This is a genomic window from Flavobacterium johnsoniae UW101 (assembly GCF_000016645.1).
GTDB classification, from domain to species: Bacteria; Bacteroidota; Bacteroidia; order Flavobacteriales; family Flavobacteriaceae; genus Flavobacterium; species Flavobacterium johnsoniae.
The window spans coordinates 831,745-849,875 of record NC_009441.1 but is presented as its reverse complement, the minus strand read 5'-3'; the positions used below and the strand labels follow the sequence as shown (position 1 = coordinate 849,875).

Genomic DNA, 18,131 nt, shown 5'->3' with positions numbered 1-18,131 from the left:
ATCGCCTCGCTGAGGCTTTTAATAACAAACCCGACAGGTTTTTGAAACCTGTCGGGTTTATTTTTTTATACAAGCTTCGGAGAAGCGAAATATTAATAGAATAAAATAGATATTTACAATATAAAGCTCCAGAGGAGCGACATATAAATTATTTACAATTCAAATATTTCACTTTGCTGGAGCTCTTAACATTCGGACGGTTTAATTTCTATAAATATATCGCCTCGCTGAGGCTTTCTAATAATAAACCCGACAGGTTTTAAAAACTGACGGGTTTTGTGTTTTAGGAGAGCTTCGGAGAAGCGAAATATTAATAGAATAAAATAGATATTTACAATATAAAGCTCCTGCGGAGCGACATATAAATTATTTACAATTCAAATATTTCACTTTGCTGGAGCTCTTTACATTTGGACGGTTTAATTTCTATAAATATATCGCCTCGCTGAGATTTTCTAATAATAAACCTGACAGGTTTTTGAAACCTGTCGGGTTTGTTGATTTGTAAACGAGAGGCTTCGACTTCGCTCAGCCTGACAAAATGCATTATTCCTTGTTTGTAGCTTGCTCTTTTTCTTCTGCTTTTTCAGAATGTTCTTTTTTAAAAGTGTCGTACCATTTTTCAATTGACGGATATACAAAAGCAGCGACTTTTTTAACCGGATTATAAAAAATAGTATTATCTAAAGTTTCCTTTTTGGCGAAAGTATTATTGAAATTAATTTTCTCAAACAAAGCAATAAATATACTTAGAATAAGAATAGTTTTTAGAACCCTGAAAAATCCGCCTCCAAGTTTGTTCATCCAGCCAAGCATGGCAAAATCGGCAATTCCGGTTAATATTTTTGCCAGAAAATAAACGCCAATTACAACCAGAATAAAAGTTAGAATAAAAGCCGTAATCTGGATATTGGTAGGATTCCAAGAAACATGTTTTGAAATCATTTCGCTCATTAATGAAGAAAACTTTATGGCAAGATAAATTCCTAATAGCAAAGAAATAAAAGAAGCGACTTCAACAAAAAGTCCGTTTTTAATGCCTTTATATAAACTATAACCTAAAAGTGCGGCTACAATAATATCAAAAAAACTCATGTTTTGGTTTGGTGTTTAATGAGGCGCAAAGATATATCTTTTTTCAGGTTCAATGCTTGATAGTGACAAAGGTTGAGAGGTTTTTGTAGTAGTATTTTTGTATGTGTTAATTTTTTTAGGTGCAATGTATTGAACTGTGTATCTTTGCAAATCAAATTTTAGAGTTCAGATTGTAATTCTGCCCCTTCAGAATTGAATTTTTAAACAATCTAATATCTAAAATCAACAATCTAAAATCATACAATGTCTAGAGATATACAATTAAAAGAGCGCTGGGAAAAGCTCGTCGATATACTTTCCAATCAATTTTCGCAGGGCGAAGACTTAGATTTGGATGCCATAATTTACCTAATTGGAGTTCAGGAACTCGGAAAACTACACCGTGAATTCAAAAAAGATGAAAAATTAAATCTGATGCATATTGCCATCTGCCGATTGTTAGAACCATACGGATATTACGAATTTGACTTTTTTGATGCCGAAGGCTGGCCGCACTATAAAATAAAAGAACAACTCCCGCCGTTAAAAGCTGGTGAACAATCGGTTTTAATGAAAGAAGCAATCGTGAATTACTTTTTAGAAAGAAAATTGATTGAGTAGTTTTTTAGTTGACAGTCGCAGTCTCAGTTCCTCAGCTTTTGAGACTGGAAACTGTCACTGAAAACTAAGACTAAAAACTAAAGAAAATGTGCAGATACGCAATGGTATCCTATAAACCTCATTATGCTTGTTTTAATTGTCGAAAAACATTTAAAAGAAGATTAATGGGTGATATTAAAAAGGGAGAAACATCGATTTTTGAAGCCAAATGTCCGCAATGTGGAGAATTAATGGCAAACATAGGACTTGATTTTGAATCGCCTAAGAAAGACGACGTAAAAAAATGGGAACATCTTAAAAGCTTATATTCTGTTGGTATTACATTTCATTCCTGTGGCTGCAGCGGACCAGGTTATATTCCAAATTCAAAAGAAAAATTAATCGAGTGTTTTGAAGGCATAAAAAAGACATATCTTAAAAATATGGATTTTTGGCGAACCAGAATTGAACCTTCAACAAAACAGGAAAAAGAACGGGATTTAAATAAAAACTGGCATAAATTAAGCAGTATCTCTCCTAATTACAAAAAGGAAATAGTAACCAATCAGCAAGGTTTAGATTATTGGCATGTAAAGATTAAACAAGTTGAAGAAAAGTTAAATCTGATAAAATAATTTACAGAAAACCTAAAACTGCAGCTGTGACCGCACACTTTCAACTAAAAACACTAAATTTGTACTCTCAATTATCGAAGGAAAATGATAGATAAGATAAAACAGCATATAGAGGAAGCTAAAGCCTTTAATGAGAAAAATAAAGAATCTTTAGAACAATTTCGTATTAAATATTTAGGAAGTAAGGGTTTATTAAAAGAACTTTTTAATGAGTTTAAAAATATTCCAAACGACCAGAAAAAAGATTTTGGACAAGTAATCAATACTTTAAAAGCTGTTGCTGAAGAAAAAGTAAAGCAGATTCAGGAAGAGCTGGAAAGCAAAGAAGAATCAAAAGGAGTTTTTGGTGATTTAACACGTGCTGCAGAACCAGTAATTATTGGTTCACGACACCCAATTTCTATTGTTAAAAATCAGATTATAGATATTTTTGCCAATATCGGATTCAACGTTTCTGAAGGACCGGAAATAGAAGACGACTGGCATAACTTTACAGCATTGAACTTGCCAGAATACCATCCGGCGCGTGATATGCAGGATACATTTTTCATTCAGACTAATCCCGATGTGTTATTGCGTACGCATACATCATCTGTTCAGGTGCGTTATATGGAAAATCATAAACCGCCAATTCGTACAATTTCTCCGGGACGTGTTTTCCGTAACGAAGCAATTTCATCTCGTTCGCACTGTATTTTCCATCAAGTAGAAGGATTATACATTGACAAAGATGTTTCTTTCGCCGATTTAAAACAGACATTGTTATATTTCACAAAAGAAATGTTCGGAAAATCTAAGATTCGTCTTCGTCCGTCATATTTCCCATTTACAGAACCAAGTGCTGAAATTGATATTTATTGGGGACTAAAAACAGAAACTGATTACCGTATTACAAAAGGAACAGGCTGGTTGGAAATTGGAGGCTGCGGAATGGTAGATCCAAACGTTTTGAAAAACTGTGATATCAATCCAGATGAATACAACGGTTTTGCTTTTGGAATGGGAGTAGAGCGTATTGCAATGCTTTTATACCAAATTGGCGATATCCGTATGTTCTATGAAAACGATGTTCGTTTCTTAGAGCAGTTTAAAGCAAATATTTAATTTAAGTCGAAAGTCTAAGGTCGAAAGTCATAAAGTCTTTGCTTTGTGGCTTTCGACTTTCGACTTTTAAACTTTTGACTCATATGAAAAAAGATATAATAATTCCAGAAGTTGAAAATGTATTTCTTGCTGCTGTGCAGGAATGGAGTGACGATTTTATGGAAAAAGTGTGGTATGCTTACTTAGTAAACGATAGTGATTTTAACTTAGACAGCGTTATGGTAGTTTCAAAAGCTTTTGGAACGATTGACGGTGAAATGAAAAAAACTTCAATCCTGCGTCATGCTTTTGTTGAGGTTCCTTCGGTTTCTGTTGTTAAAATAGAATTAGTCGAGAAAAGCCTTTTAGCACTTAACAACGAATTCATGGTAACTTTCTTCATTGGAAATACTTTGTACGATAAGAAGTTTATTTTTAAAGCCAATTCGCTTGACGAAAATAAAACGGAAGAAGTGCCGATTTTGTTTGTTGAAGGCGTGATGGTGAAGTAGTTTTAGTCACAGTTTACAGTCTCAGTCTCAGTTTTTGAGGCGTATAAAAAAAGTCTAAAATTTTATTTTAGACTTTTTTTATTTTGAAAACTGTAAAGTATGCGTATTTAAAACTGAAAACTGCGACTGTAAACTAACTACTGTGGTAAAACAGGCGGACGCATTCTATAAGCTCCCGTTGATAAAGTCATAATAAAATCTTCTAGAGCATCTAATTCTGATTTGCTTAAATTTAATTTCTGAATGAGTTTAGAAGTCGTTGGAAACAAAGTATCGTTTAATTGATTTTCTTTTCGTTTTGGCTGAGGCATTCCAGCGTTGTAAATATTTAAAACGCCTCGTAAATTTGGAAATAATCCATTGTGCATATATGGTGCGTTTTGAGCTGCACCTCTTAAAGATTGTGTTTTAAATTCACCAACATTTTCTGCTTTTCCTGTTACGTTATATCGTCCTAAATCCTGATATTCTCTTCCGTAATACGTTAAACCAATATTATGGAATTTATTATCGGCAAAATTCGCTGTGTTGTGACAGTTAATACATCTTGCTTTTGTACGGAATAAATGTAAACCTTCGACTTGTTTGTTTGTCAATTGTGTAGAATCGCCTTCAATAAATCTGTCAAACTTGCTTTTTGGAGTAATCAAAGTTCTTTCGAATGTTGCAATGGCTTTTAAAATTTCTTCCTGAGTCAGTTTTTCTTTTCCAAAAGCCTTTTTAAAATACGGTTTGTAGCCTTTTATTTTGTTTAAACGTTTTGTTGCTAAGTCGATATGAAAGTTCATTTCTTTAGCATCTTTTATTGGAAAACTTGCCTGATCTTCTAAAGTTTCGGCTCTTCCATCCCAAAAGAAAACTTTAGAATACGCAATATTCATTAAACTTGGAGCATTTCGGTTTCCCTGCTGTCTGCCTTCGCCGTATGAAACTCTTCTGGCATCGCCCCAGTTCAATTCTGGATCATGGCAGTTGGCACACGAAATCTGCCCTGATTTGGATAATCTAGGATCAAAGAAGAGTACTTTACCCAATTCGGCTTTTTCTTCGGTATACGGATTGTTTTTGGGAAATTCAGGTTTGCCTAAAATCCCTATATCTTCAAAACCTTGTGCGTACACAATAGAATCTACTTCTGGCTTAGGCCATTTTTGATAATCGCCGCTGCTGTATAATTTTTTTAATTCAGATATGGATAGGTTTGGTTCAATCTTAGCATAAGAAAGCATGATGAGTGAAACTATCATTGCCCCAATGCCGATTAATTTTGTTTTCATTTTTTAATAATTTAATTGTACACCCATTTGAACCCAATAGGTGGTGTTGGTATTAATGCTGACTGGATAATCAGTTTGTTTTTTAAGTGCGATTTTCTCTTTTAAATTGGTAAAGAAAACCACTGTTTTATTATTTTTTGTTGGATAACTGTATTGCAAACGCAATGCAGGAGCAAAATAATGGGTTGTATTAACGGCATAATCATAAAAAATCACTTCGTCAAAAAAACGGGCATTTGTGCCGCCCGAAGTATCGTAATATTCCAGTTTTGACGGAAGCGGGAAATACATATTGAAACTTACGGTAGTATTTAATTTACTTTTGTTGAAAGCAAAATCCTTACTGGTGTAAATTCCGGTATTTAACGAATTTAATTCAATATGTGCTGTGGCCAAAATATCATTGTATTCGTTTTGCTGATAAAGCATATTCAAACCCAATAAATAATCAATTTTTGAACCTGTTTTTTTTGATAATGACGCTGTCCAATTGATTTTGCTTAATGAATTGGTATAATTGTAGCCATTGCTTTGTTTGTCAAAATTGCGGGCATCACTTTGATCAAACTGTAAAGTTGACTGAATTTCTTTTTGATTCCATTTATGAAAAGCAAATAATTCAGCATGATTGGCTTTTGTTTTTATTTTCATTCTTTCATATTCTTTAAGAGAATAAGAGCTGGGATAAAAAATATTGTTTGAATTTTGCTTGTAATACAAAGCCGTAAAAATTGTTTTTTTATTTGAGAAAGTATATCCTAACCCTGCTTTGTCTATAAGGTCTTTATAGTTGTAAGAATAACTGTCTTCAATAGATTTAAAATAATTTAGAATTCTTCCATAACCTGCATTAAAACGAAGATACGTTTCAGGATAGGCTTCGTAATTTAAAGTGTTATTATTATACGTATAACTGAAATCTTTTTGGTTTTCGGCATAACTGCCTAGAAGAAATGCTTTATGATTTTTTGAAATTTGATAACCAAGCTGTAATTCTCCTCCCAGTTTTCTGTTGATAATTTGAGATCTTGGGTCTAAAGTCCTGCTGTATTTTTCGGCACCGTAATTAGCTTTAACAGCAACAGATAAATGATTGGTAATGTCTTTAGAAAAACCGCCGTTTAACACATAAACCTGATTGTCCCAATTGGCTTTTCTTGGAACATAAAAATAATGCGGTGTAATCACTTCCTGTTCTTCGGCACGATCATCAGAAAGTACAAATCCCAGATTTTTTTCGAGTATTTTTTTGATGGTCAAATCGCCAAATAACTTCCATTTAGATTTTGTTGTAAAATATCCCTGTGCTGAAAATTGATACGTATTAACTTCGTTTGCTATCTGCTTTCGGGCAAATTCATTTTGCTGATGCTCATAAGAAACTTCAGTAAAAGTAAAATCCTTTATACTTGGAGTTGTATAAATAATAGGGTATTTAAAAACTTGATTTTTAATCTGATTATCAACAATGTGGTTTTGCACTTTGATGGTGTCTTGTGCATTTACATTAAAAACGAAAGAAAACAACAAAAGGAGTAATGCCCAGTATTTCCAGGCATTACTTTTAATGTTATTTGTTTTAATCTTATTGATTTTCATTAAAGAAAATTTTTAGTTGAATCCTCTAGGATTTGCAGTTACTTCCACAAAATCGTTTGTAGAGTTATTAGTGTCCTGAAGAACAATTCTTCCGGCAATTGTAGTTTTAGTTTTTCTCATTACTGATTTTGAAGAATACGCTCCAGAAGGCAGATAAGTATTTCCTCCATCAATTTGTGGCTGCAGTTTTTTAGGAATTAAATTAGATCCTAAATCTTTTGTAGTATCAACACCATCAATAATAACTGAATTAGGAATTTGAAGAAATAAGTTTTTATCTCCTTTAGGGTTTTTGTATGTTTTTAAAGCAGTAAATGCAGCATTCTCCATTTTAAAAATAACATATGCCTGTCTTCCGTTTGCATCTAAGATCATATCATTATTACTATTTCCCCAATATGCAATATCCACATCTGGAACAGCAGGATTTTGAATGTCGTATTGATAAAGATCGCCTGAATAAGTTCCTAAGAATGATTCGAAATCTGCTTTGCTTAAATCTACAGTCAGTTCAGGGCTTACAATACTAACTGCTTTACCATTATTATCAACATAATTGGCTTTATGATTAATTGCGTTTTGAGCGATAACAATACTCGCTCCCGGCTGCACAGGATATTGTGTGCCGTTTCCTGGTATTTTGATGATATTAATTGCGTAAACAAAATCTGTATTTGCAGTATTTCCTATAGTCATTCCATCTGATTTGCTCCAGTCAAACTGACCGTTTGCTAAAGAGTATGGAGTTACTGTTGTTGCAGTAGATCCCGTAAGTTGTGCCATGTATAAGCCATCAGCATACTGAACTGTATTTGAGTTATTGTAAATTTCGATAAACTGATCTCTAAATACTGCCCCTTTTTTAGTGTCAGAACCGCCGTAGTAGATTTGTTTAATAACAAAATCACCTACTTTAGAAGTTTTCATTTCTACGTTTGCAGTAATAGAAGCAGCATTTACAATAACGTTGCTTTCTGCTCCATTAAAATTAATTTCGGTTTCTGTTGGTGTATATCCAAAAGTCTCAGTAAATTCAGCAGACTGTATTACTTTTGTAGCTGTAATAGAATACGATCCCGGTAAAATTTGTTTAAAAAGGGCAACACCATTTTCGTCAGATTCAACTGTATATTTATTAGCAGTTTCTGTATTCACAATAGTAACACTTCCTTTTTTAACTGCCTGACTGTTAAAAGCCGCATCGTATTTAAGCGAAACGCTAAAATCTACAGGTTTTAATGCTTCACTTTCGTTATTGTCATTGCTGCAAGACTGGATAATTAATCCAAAGAGTATTATAAAAATAGAGAGCGTTTTTTTCATAGTATATAGATTTAAAATTGATAATTAAGTCGTGTTCCAAACGAAAAGTTTGCAATGTCATACATGGTTCTTAAATTGTCTTTGTCGTAATAAGGTTTTAGATTTAAAAAATTGGTAGAATAAAAGGAAACACTAAATCCGTTTAAGAAATCTTTAGAAATGCGCAGATGAAAATTGTGCAGCACATCCTCAAGCTTGGTTTGAGTACCTTTTATAGTTCGAATAATGTGACCGTATTTTTGTAAATCACTACGTTCTTCCTGCGGAATTTCGTGGTAAGTCAATGTCGCATCTAAATAACCATTTGGAAACTCACTCGTAGGAATGTAGGAAGTACGTAATATAGTATGCTCGCTTCTCAAGGACAGCAATAAACCTGCTTTGGGAATATGATAACTAAAATTGAAACTTGCTGTAAAGTTTTCGTTTGTTGTTGGCATTGAAGGAAATACGCCGTATTTTTCTGCAGATAACAAATTTGTAGAAGCATAATAATTAATAGACTTACTATTATCATTAGTCTTTACATAAGAGGCATTCATGCTGACATCCAGATTTAATGCTTTGATCTTGCGGAAATTTATTATCGTTTCAATACCCATATCTTCAGAATTTGTATTGTTTTGAATGCTGTTGGTTAGGTAATACAGTTTTGCTGTGCCAACAATCTCATACGTTGGAATTTCTGTTCCGTTTGTAATTACATTTGCTTGTGGGATTTCTTTCGAAACAGGAACCTGCTGGCCTGTAAAACCATTCGTCAGTTTGTTATAATATCCCGTTAGATTTATATTGGCAAATGGAAGATCAATATCGATTCCGCCTTCCGTTTTCAATGACTTAGAAGGTTTTAAATTGAGGTTATCACCAGGGCTGACTACAGTTAAAATCCATGCTTTTTGATAAACACCGGGATAGCTGTAAATTCCGCTGCCCAATAATCGGTCTAAGTAGCGTTCTCCAGTATATAATTGATTAAGCGAAGGAGCTTTAGACGATAATCCAAACCCGCCGCGGACTCTAAAAGTTTTGTTTAGAGAATAAGAGGAATTAATACGCGGTTGTAGGGATACGTTACCAGACTGATTTTCATATCTAATTCCGTAATCAATATTCAGGATTTTATCTTTTTCAAATTTTTTATATACTCTGTCCTCCAGATAACCAGAAAACTGAGTTTCAGTTCGGGTTCTGTTAAAATCATAGTCTCTATAGCCCAGCTTGCTGTCGCCTCCTTCAGCAAGAACATAAAAATTTATTAAACCCGTTGCGCTGCTTTTTCTGCCTTCTCCTTTGTTTGAACTTGATCTTCCTGATAGTCCAAATGAAATACTGTGTACCCAATTGGTTGTAGTAGTAAGGGTTTTAGTGGTTTCAAGATTCACAAAAGTAGAAATTGGAATACCTTCGACTGTGCTCATACTGGTATATTGAGACGGAATAACGAAAGCTTCATGAATTCCTTCTTCTTTAGAATCAGTTGCAGCGGTTAAAGATCGATTTATCCATCTTTCTTTTCTGGAAAACTGCCTGTCATAAGAGAAACCGCTGTTTATGTTTATACCATCCAGCCAAATGTTTGAAGGTTTCCACATTAAGTTGTTAGAAATCGAAAAACCCTGCTTTTCATTTTTTACAACATCTGCCGTAATATTATCCGGATCATGTTTTGCATCATCTAGGTTTGATCTAACGGATAAATTCAGGGTATTTTTTATTTTAGAAAGTTTATCTGTAGTTTTCCAGGCAAAACTTCCGCTGATGCGCTGATAATTCAATAAATTGTCTCTAGGGTCTGCTTTAGAATCTAAATAGTTAATTCCAAAATTCATGGAGTTTCTTGAATCCAATTTAATGCCTTTGGTTAAATTCAATTCACTTGTAGCATCTCTAATAGAAGCAGAAACTCTGTACGGACTGTTTCCAACTTTAGTCGTTATCAAAACAAGTCCTGAAGTCAAATCTCCATATTTTGCAGAAGGAATTCCCTGAATGACTTTTATCTCCTCAATAGTATTAGTTGGAATTTCCCTAAGATCAACCCCGACATTTGGGTTATTAAAAACTTTATTACGAATGCCATAATCATTGCCGGCCAAAGTAGGTGTATTTGGACTAAGTGCCTGCATATTTTCATTGTTCGAAATTGGAATATCATTTATTACAAATGAAGTTCCAAACGCTTTGCTGCCTTTTGAAGAATTACCATCAGATGCCGTACGAAAAACAATATTTTTATATTCATTCAAAGTAAAATCTGCGGTTTTTTGCCCCGGAAGCTGTTGTAAAACATCATCTAGAGAAAAAGCCTGAACGTTATTTATGGCATTTGTTCCTAAGGTTAATTCAGAATATTTACGCTCTTTATTGGCCGTAACCATTACTTCCTTAAGATGAAGCGTATTATCTTCTAAATAAACAGTAATAGAGTTCTGCCCGTCTTTTAGTGATTGATTAATTTCTTTTTTTCCAAGTATCGAAAAATTTAACTCAATGTCCTGAAAGTAAGGAAGTGTAATAGTGAAATTTCCATCTTTATCAGAAATCGTCCAGTTTTCTGTTTTGGTATCACGAACAAAAACACCAGATAAAGATGTAGATGTTTCTTTCGACAAAATTGTACCGGAAATGGTTTTTTGAGAAAAAATTGTTTGAGTGAACAGTAAGAAAATTATAATGTAGCGCACCTATATTTAATTTAGAACAAATAAAAATAATGATGCAAATCTATTGATAATTCTTTGCGAAGCAATGAAAAATAAAGGAATTGTAAAATAGAGTATAAGTCAAATTGTGAGAAAATAACAATTTGTAAAGTTTTAAATAATGAAGTTATCTTGTTGATAAACAGTTGAGTAATTCTTCGGGTGTTTTGTAAGGCTAATAACTTTACTTTTTTTATGTAAGATGTAGGTTTGATGTATTCTCAAATAAAATATTTCTTGTTAATTGAGTAGTTTTTATTCGTTCAGTTTTATTTTTGAGATTTCTTATCAATAAAAAAAGAGCCAAGACTGAAATTCAGTTTGGCTCTTTTTTCTTGCTTCTTGTCTTTTAAAAAAAATACTAATCTAAAGATTCAGTCAATTTTCTAAATACAGATTTTGCATCTTTTCCTTCATATAAAACGGCATAAACGGCGTCAATAATTGGAGTTTTTGCTCCGTATCCCTGATTTAGTTTATAAGCACTTTTTGTAGCGTAATACCCTTCGGCAACCATACTCATTTCCATCATGGCACTTTTTACAGTGTATCCTTTTCCAATCATATTTCCAAACATTCTGTTTCTTGAAAAAACCGAATATCCTGTAACTAATAAATCACCCAAATAAGCCGAATCATTAATGTTACGTTTCATTTTATGAACTTTACGAATGAATTTCTTCATTTCGCGAATGGCATTACTCATTAAAACCGACTGGAAATTATCTCCATAACCTAATCCATGTGCAATTCCGGCTGCGATTGAATAAATGTTTTTCAGCATTGCAGCGTATTCGGTACCAATAATATCATCAGAGATTTTGGCTTTAATGTAATTTCCGGAAAGTGATTTTGCTACTATAGAAGCTTTTTCTGGATCACCGCAGGCAATGGTTAAATACGAAAGTCGTTCAAGAGCAACTTCTTCGGCGTGGCATGGACCAGTAATAACACCAATGTTGTAATACGGAATATCGTATTGAATATGAAAATGCTCGCCAACAATTAAACTCGTTTCAGGAACAATACCTTTAATAGCCGAAAAAATAATTTTATCAGCTAATGAAACCGTCATGTTTTTTAATTCAGCATCAAGGAAAGCAGATGGAATCGCAAAAATAATGTAATCTGCATATTCAATTGCTTCGTTTATATTGCTGGTCAGTTTAAGTTTATTGGTGTCAAACTCAACAGAACTTAAATAGTTTGGATTGTGTTTGTATTTTTGAAGATGTTCAATTGCAGATTCATTACGCATGTACCACGCAATTTCAGAAAGATTAACGCATAACATTTTTGCAATTGCCGTAGCCCAGCTTCCTCCTCCAATTACTGCAAATTTTAACTTTTCGCTCATTATTTTATTAATTTAAAACAAAAGTACTTAATAATGTGCTAATAAAGCAAAATCTGATTTAAGAAATTTGGCAAAGCCCTTTTGGTTCGTACTCTTTTAAATTAAAAGCTGCTGAATTTCAGATTATATTTCAGCTTTAAAAACTAAATTTATACAAAAAACAGTATTTTTGAGAAATTTCGTTCAATTATGATAAATAAATTTTTGACCCTTATTTTTGTTTTTACGACACTATTTTCTTTCTCCCAAAATATGGAACCACTTTATTTCGATGCCAATTGGAAAACTACTACTAAAGAAAATGCTTCTTTTTACAGAATTCAGCCTTCAAAGAAATTAGGAAATCTAATTTTAGTCGAAGATTTCTACATCAATAAAACACCGCAGTTTCAGGGATATTCTTTTCAGGATAATGAAGATAATTATGTGGGTGATGTACTTTGGCTTGATGAAAATGGCTTTGATTCTTCTTTTTATCAATTTTATAACTTTTCTGCGGTTTCAAATTTGACGTATTATTATCCAAGCGGGCAAAAGTTAAAAACCATTCAGTATAAAAATGGAAGAAAAGATGGTGAAACTATTCTTTATCACGAAGACGGCAGTGTGTTGATGAAAGGAAAATACGACGGAGGAAAACCTGCAAGCGGCGATTTTGAAGAAGTTTTAAATTGGGAAGATTACCGATTGAACAAAGCCGATAATGCAGCCGATAGGGAAGAACCAATTCGAATGACCGAGGGGATGATTATTCGTGATGAAACGGACAAGACTAAAAGCAGAAAGATTATTAAGAAAAAGATATTCTGGACAGCTTCAAAACAGCTGGCGCAAGAAATATGGTACGATATTGCAAATGGTAATACAGAACCGTTTAAGCAGATAAATTACGATAAGTCGGGAAAAATTCTGCAGACTATTAATGAAAATGATTTTGAAAAGTACGGACGTGAAATTTCAAACGGAGTTGTTTACAATTATTACTTTCAAAACAAATTTGCTGTCGCTTTAAAATCTAAAACGAATTATAAAAACGGACAGAAAAACGGAGAGGAAATTCAATATTTTCCAAATGGAAAAGTTTTAAAAATTGTAAAATATTCTGATGGAGAAGAACAAGGCGATCAGGTTGAATACAACTCAGACGGAAGCATAAAAGCTAAACGAATTTATAAAAACGGACAGCCTTTTGAAGGTAATTTTGATGAAAGATTTGCGAGCGATTTATTTATCAATCAAAATTATAATAATGGATTGATAGAAGGAGAAGCAATTGTGAAAGATGAATCTGGAAATATTGTTGCAAAAGGAATTTACAAAGATGGAAAACCATTCAATGGAACTTTTGTCGTTAAAACTGAAAATGAACAAAACGAATTAATCAGCGTTTCTGGATACAAGAAAAATGGAATTCAGAAAATCTTTAATTATTATCTCGACGATCCGGTTAGAACTTACACTGTGGTAAACGATATTAAAAACGGAGAAACTGTTTTTTACGATAATCGCGAAATAACAGGAAAGCTGGAATATAAAAATGATCTGCCGTATGAAGGAACTTTAGTCGAGGCTCAAAAAAGCACAATTTATAAAAAAGGAGCAGTAACTGAAGAGATTTATTATAGAAGTGAATACGATAAAAAAGGGGAAAACAATATTCTAAAAACCATCTATTTTGAAAATGGAAAAAGAACGAAAATTGTTAACCAGTCTTTTTTGATTACTTCGGACAGACAGGATTCTTATGTTGGAATTTATAAAAATGACAAACCCTATTCGGGTTATTTTGCTGCAGATTTTAATGAATTTAACTATGTTGATTATTATGAAAACGGAGTTATCAAATACCAATATTCTAACAATTATTTAGAAAATCTCGAAAAGTATCAATACCCAAATTATGATATAAAATCGACTTATAAAGATGGAAAAATAGTTGACGGTCCGGAATACATAAAACTGGAGCGCCAGTTTATTACAAAGTACTGGAAAAACGGTATTCCGCAGAGTTTTGACTTCGATATTTTTGCCATGCATTATTTTAACCGATATCATTTTGAGTTAAAAAATAATGCTATTGAATTCGAAGAATTCAATAAAAAAGTAAAAGGAAAAATTGTTCTGGAAAAAGTAAATAATAAAACGATTGGCAAGTTTAGTGTTAATGATAAAGTACTTCTTACCAGTTCAGCATTAGAAGTTAATGAAACAGCTCCATCAGAAACCGGAAGTGTTTTATATTATGAAACTAACAATAAAATCGAGGCAAAACTATTCAAAACAATAAAAGGAAATGATGAGCAGAGAAGAGATTCTGAAATTTTCAGTACAGTTTTTACTTCTTATCTGGATCATAATAAATCTATTCAGGAAAATTTCAATTCAATTGCTGCAAAAATTTCTTCCGAAAAAGATGTTGAACTATTATTTGGAAACGAACTAAAAGGCAGCATGATTGGTGGTTTGAGAATTAACGAAGCAAAAAAGCCGGAAATTGGAACCCTGATACTGAAAAACAAAAACAATTTGTATGATTTGAAATTGTTTTTGGATGAAAAGATTTTGGAAGAAAAAAAGAATATCGATTTTAAAAATATCAAAACAGAAGTTGAAAATCTGAATAAAACCTTGGAAAAGAAGATGAATGAAGATTTTAAATAAAAATATTTTAATTGCATACAATAAAATACAAAACCTTACGTTGTAAGTCTTAATAAATTAGAATTTTAATGAATTTACAAAGATTTGAGTTAGTTAGTTTTGTTTTAGTATTTTAAAAAGGCGTTCCTATTTTTTATAAGAACGCCTTTTTTTGTTTGCAGTCACCCGTTAACAGTTTTCAGTGATATGCAAAAACCGCAAACTGAGACTGAATATTGTGACTAATAAGAAAGTTCCACAATAGATTTCACCTTATCTAAAGTCACTAATTGATTTTCACCAAGACCTTTCCAGCCTCTTTCGTCAAAACGATTTACTATAAAATCTGCTGTTTTGCTGTAATCTTCTGTGTATTGTGAAAGTTTTGTGTCCATTCCCATAGTATGGAAAAACTCAACCGTTTTGTTGATGGCTTCTTTTGCTACTTCTTCGTCAGAACCAGTCAAGTTGAATATTCTTCTTCCGTATTGTGCCAGTTTGCCTTTTTTAGTTTCAAACATTACATGGTACAAACTTGGGCCAATAATAGCTAAAGTTCTCGCATGGTCAATTTCGTAAAGTGCTGTCAATTCGTGGCCAATCATGTGAGTTGCCCAGTCACTTGGAACACCTTTTTGAATTAACCCATTTAAAGCCATTGTACAACTCCACATAAAGTTTGAAGCCAAAGTATAATCAGTTGGATTTTTTACAATTCCAGGACCAACTTCAATTAGAGTCTGTAAAATTCCTTCGGCAATTCTATCTTGTAAAAAAGCATCATGCGGATACGTTAAGTATTGTTCCATAACGTGTGTATAAGCATCTACAACACCATTTTCGATTTGTCTTTTTGGTAAAGAAGCTATAACTGCTGGGTCACAAATTGAGAATTGAGGAAACAAAGCACTTCCGCCAGAAGATAATTTTTCCTGAGTTGCTTCAATCGTTACTACATATCCAGAGTTCATTTCACTTCCCGTTGCCGGAAGTGTTAATACAGTTCCAAACGGCATCGCATTTTCTTTAATCAAAATACGTTTCTGTAAAATATCAATTGGGTTGCCTTCAAAATGAACAGCGCCCGAAATAAATTTCACACCATCAATCACAGATCCGCCGCCAACAGCCAAAATAAAGTCGATTTTTTCAGCTTTAATAACGTCGACCGCTTTCATTAAAGTCTCAAATCTTGGGTTTGGTTCGATTCCGCCAAATTCCACAATATTAAAGCCTTTTAAAGCTGTAATTACCTGATCGTAAATTCCGTTTTTAAAAATACTTCCACCGCCGTAAGCCAAAAGAATTTTTGCGTCTTTTGGAACCAAAGTCGAAAGTTTTTCAATTTGTCCTTTCCCGAAAACTAAGTTTGTCGGATTGTATAATTCAAAGTTTAGCATTTTTTTTTAGAGTTTCTAAGATACTAAGCTGCTAAGGTTCTAAGTTTTTTTTCTTTGAACTTATCTGCAGTCTAGCATTGTTGTTTGTTTAATTTTTTAATAGTAATGAAATAAGAGATTAAGCTTTTAAGCAACTAAGAAAAACCTTAGAACCTTAGTTACTTAGAAGCTTAGTAACTTTTATTTCAATTCCTGCAATAGTTTTCCAGCTACTAATTTAGATGATGCCGGATTTTGGCCGGTAATTAAAAGTCCGTCTGCTACTGCGTAAGGCTGCCAGTTTGGACCTTTAGAAAAAATTGCTCCGTTTGATGCTAAAGCATCTTCTAATAAAAACGGAACTACTTTAGTTAAGCCAACCGCTTCTTCTTCTTCATTGGTAAATCCGGTTACTTTTTTACCTTTACGTTTTTCAAAACAGCTGGAGCGTGACATACAAATGCTACCGGTTTTTTGTTCGTATAAAAAGCTTCGATTAAAGCTATTGAGTTTTTATCTTCAACTAAATCCCAAAGCGGACCGTGACCTCCCGGATAAAATACAGCATCGTAATCTTTTTGATTAACAGTTGATAGTTTTAAAGTGTTTTTTAATTTTTCCTGTAAAACCTTATCGGAGTCAAAACGCTTAGTGTCTTCTGTTTCCGATGCGGGATCAGCGCTTTTTGGATCAATTGGAGGCTGTCCCCCAAGCGGAGAAGCAATTGTAATTTCGACTCCCTGATCTAACAGTTCATAATAAGGTGCTGCAAATTCTTCAGACCAAAATCCTGTTTTTTCTCCCGTATTGCCCAGCTTATCATTGCTGGTTACAACAAATAATACTTTTTTCATACCTTTTTTATTTGATTTTTGAGCCAAAGCAGATGTGCTTACAGCGGTAAATGCAATTATTGCGAGTAATGCTATTTTTTTCATAATTTTAAATTTTTAACAAATTTACGTCTTAAGTGATATCAGTAAAAATAAAATAAACTATGTTTGTTATAAGTAAATTTATGTCATGGTAAATCTAGAATGGTACAGAACTTTTAAAGCTGTATATAAAAATGGTAATTTTTCGGTAGCCGCAAAAGAGTTATTTATGAGCCAGCCTGCGGTTAGTCAGCAAATTTCTATGCTTGAGGCTCACGTTGGGAATAAATTATTTAATCGGAAATCAAAAGGAGTAGAGCCAACCGAATACGCTAAGTTACTGAATAATTTGATAATAGATGCGCTCGATCGTCTTGAAAGTGTCGAAACCGGTTTTCGGGCAAAAGCAGAAGATGCTAACCGATTAATTTCTGTCGGGATTTCAAAACATCTTTTTGACTGCGTTGGAAATCTCTTAATTTCAAAGTTTGATTTAATAGATTTTACTTTTGCAGAAAACGACGAGCTTTTTGCATTAGTAGATTCAAAAAAACTCGATTTTGCCATTACAACCAAAAGGTTCGATACTTTTGATACTACTTATGAAATAGTTGGAAAAATTAAACTCATAATGGTTGCTCCGGCAAGTTTGGATATAACCGATTTCCGCCAGAAATTGAAAGCAGATAATTTTACTGAAATAGAGCAATGGCTTAACGGACAAAAATGGTACAGTCATGACGCGAGAATTCCGCACATAAAAGTATTCTGGCTTCATGCTTTCAATAAAAAAAGGCCGTCGATGGTGCCAAATTACATTATTCCTTCAGAATCTGAGATGCTGAGACTGCTTTCAAAAAATGATGGTGTTGCGGTGACCTGGAATTGTAATGCAAGAAATTATATCAAAGAAAATAAACTGCAATTAGTATGGAACAGTTTTCATGTTCCCGAAGAATTTGTCTATTTACTGGCTCCTAAAAATAATAATGTGAAATCGTTTTTTGATATAATTGAAAAAGAATTAAAACTGTTTTTTGGAAATAGATTATAAGAATATAGTTGTTGAGTG

General features: G+C 33.1%; 13 protein-coding genes and 1 pseudogene. 6 read left to right on the top strand and 8 right to left on the bottom strand.

The window, feature by feature from the left end; all coding sequences use genetic code 11:
- Nucleotides 1–546 precede the first annotated feature (546 nt).
- Nucleotides 547–1,095, bottom strand: coding sequence for a CvpA family protein (locus tag FJOH_RS04030; RefSeq protein ID WP_012022859.1), 549 nt, complete (start codon nucleotides 1,093–1,095; stop codon nucleotides 547–549).
- 243 nt (nucleotides 1,096–1,338) lie between these two features.
- On the opposite strand from FJOH_RS04030, the gene FJOH_RS04025 reads away from it, so the two are divergent.
- The 4 genes from FJOH_RS04025 to FJOH_RS04010 all read left to right on the top strand — a co-directional run bounded on the left by FJOH_RS04025 (nucleotide 1,339) and on the right by FJOH_RS04010 (nucleotide 3,904).
- The gene (locus FJOH_RS04025; RefSeq protein WP_012022858.1) at nucleotides 1,339–1,695 is read left to right on the top strand and encodes a hypothetical protein; all 357 of its coding nucleotides are present in this window, start codon (nucleotides 1,339–1,341) and stop codon (nucleotides 1,693–1,695) included.
- Nucleotides 1,696–1,859: 164 nt separating this feature from the next.
- A complete protein-coding gene (locus FJOH_RS04020) occupies nucleotides 1,860–2,309 on the top strand; it encodes a hypothetical protein (RefSeq protein ID WP_193345422.1) in 450 nt (149 codons plus the stop codon).
- 84 nt (nucleotides 2,310–2,393) lie between these two features.
- Nucleotides 2,394–3,413: a phenylalanine--tRNA ligase subunit alpha gene (gene pheS / locus FJOH_RS04015; RefSeq protein WP_012022856.1), complete on the top strand. Its 1,020-nt coding sequence runs from the start codon at nucleotides 2,394–2,396 to the stop codon at nucleotides 3,411–3,413.
- 83 nt (nucleotides 3,414–3,496) lie between these two features.
- A complete protein-coding gene (locus tag FJOH_RS04010; RefSeq protein WP_012022855.1) occupies nucleotides 3,497–3,904 on the top strand; it encodes a hypothetical protein in 408 nt (135 codons plus the stop codon).
- A gap of 137 nt (nucleotides 3,905–4,041) precedes the next feature.
- On the opposite strand, the gene FJOH_RS04005 is transcribed toward FJOH_RS04010, so the two are convergent.
- The 5 genes from FJOH_RS04005 to FJOH_RS03985 form a co-directional block, all read right to left on the bottom strand.
- A complete protein-coding gene (locus FJOH_RS04005) occupies nucleotides 4,042–5,181 on the bottom strand; it encodes a cytochrome-c peroxidase (RefSeq protein WP_012022854.1) in 1,140 nt (379 codons plus the stop codon).
- Nucleotides 5,182–5,184: 3 nt separating this feature from the next.
- On the bottom strand, nucleotides 5,185–6,780 hold the full coding sequence (locus tag FJOH_RS04000; protein WP_012022853.1) for a DUF6850 family outer membrane beta-barrel protein: 1,596 nt from the start codon (nucleotides 6,778–6,780) through the stop codon (nucleotides 5,185–5,187).
- Between the two features lie 12 nt (nucleotides 6,781–6,792).
- Nucleotides 6,793–8,103, bottom strand: coding sequence for a DUF4876 domain-containing protein (locus tag FJOH_RS03995; protein ID WP_012022852.1), 1,311 nt, complete (start codon nucleotides 8,101–8,103; stop codon nucleotides 6,793–6,795).
- Nucleotides 8,104–8,114: 11 nt separating this feature from the next.
- A complete protein-coding gene (locus tag FJOH_RS03990; protein WP_159436623.1) occupies nucleotides 8,115–10,718 on the bottom strand; it encodes a TonB-dependent receptor in 2,604 nt (867 codons plus the stop codon).
- 451 nt (nucleotides 10,719–11,169) lie between these two features.
- Nucleotides 11,170–12,165 (bottom strand): NAD(P)H-dependent glycerol-3-phosphate dehydrogenase, encoded by a 996-nt coding sequence (locus tag FJOH_RS03985; protein WP_012022850.1) that lies wholly within the window; start codon nucleotides 12,163–12,165, stop codon nucleotides 11,170–11,172.
- Nucleotides 12,166–12,417: 252 nt separating this feature from the next.
- Here FJOH_RS03985 and FJOH_RS03980 point away from each other — a divergent pair, with 252 nt between their 5' ends.
- The gene (locus FJOH_RS03980; protein ID WP_044047466.1) at nucleotides 12,418–14,826 is read left to right on the top strand and encodes a toxin-antitoxin system YwqK family antitoxin; all 2,409 of its coding nucleotides are present in this window, start codon (nucleotides 12,418–12,420) and stop codon (nucleotides 14,824–14,826) included.
- Between the two features lie 221 nt (nucleotides 14,827–15,047).
- On the opposite strand, the gene FJOH_RS03975 is transcribed toward FJOH_RS03980, so the two are convergent.
- Nucleotides 15,048–16,205 (bottom strand): iron-containing alcohol dehydrogenase, encoded by a 1,158-nt coding sequence (locus tag FJOH_RS03975; protein ID WP_012022848.1) that lies wholly within the window; start codon nucleotides 16,203–16,205, stop codon nucleotides 15,048–15,050.
- 180 nt (nucleotides 16,206–16,385) lie between these two features.
- Nucleotides 16,386–17,122: pseudogene (locus FJOH_RS03970) on the bottom strand (type 1 glutamine amidotransferase domain-containing protein).
- Nucleotides 17,123–17,207: 85 nt separating this feature from the next.
- Here FJOH_RS03970 and FJOH_RS03965 point away from each other — a divergent pair.
- On the top strand, nucleotides 17,208–18,113 hold the full coding sequence (locus FJOH_RS03965) for a LysR family transcriptional regulator (RefSeq protein WP_012022847.1): 906 nt from the start codon (nucleotides 17,208–17,210) through the stop codon (nucleotides 18,111–18,113).
- Nucleotides 18,114–18,131 lie beyond the last annotated feature (18 nt).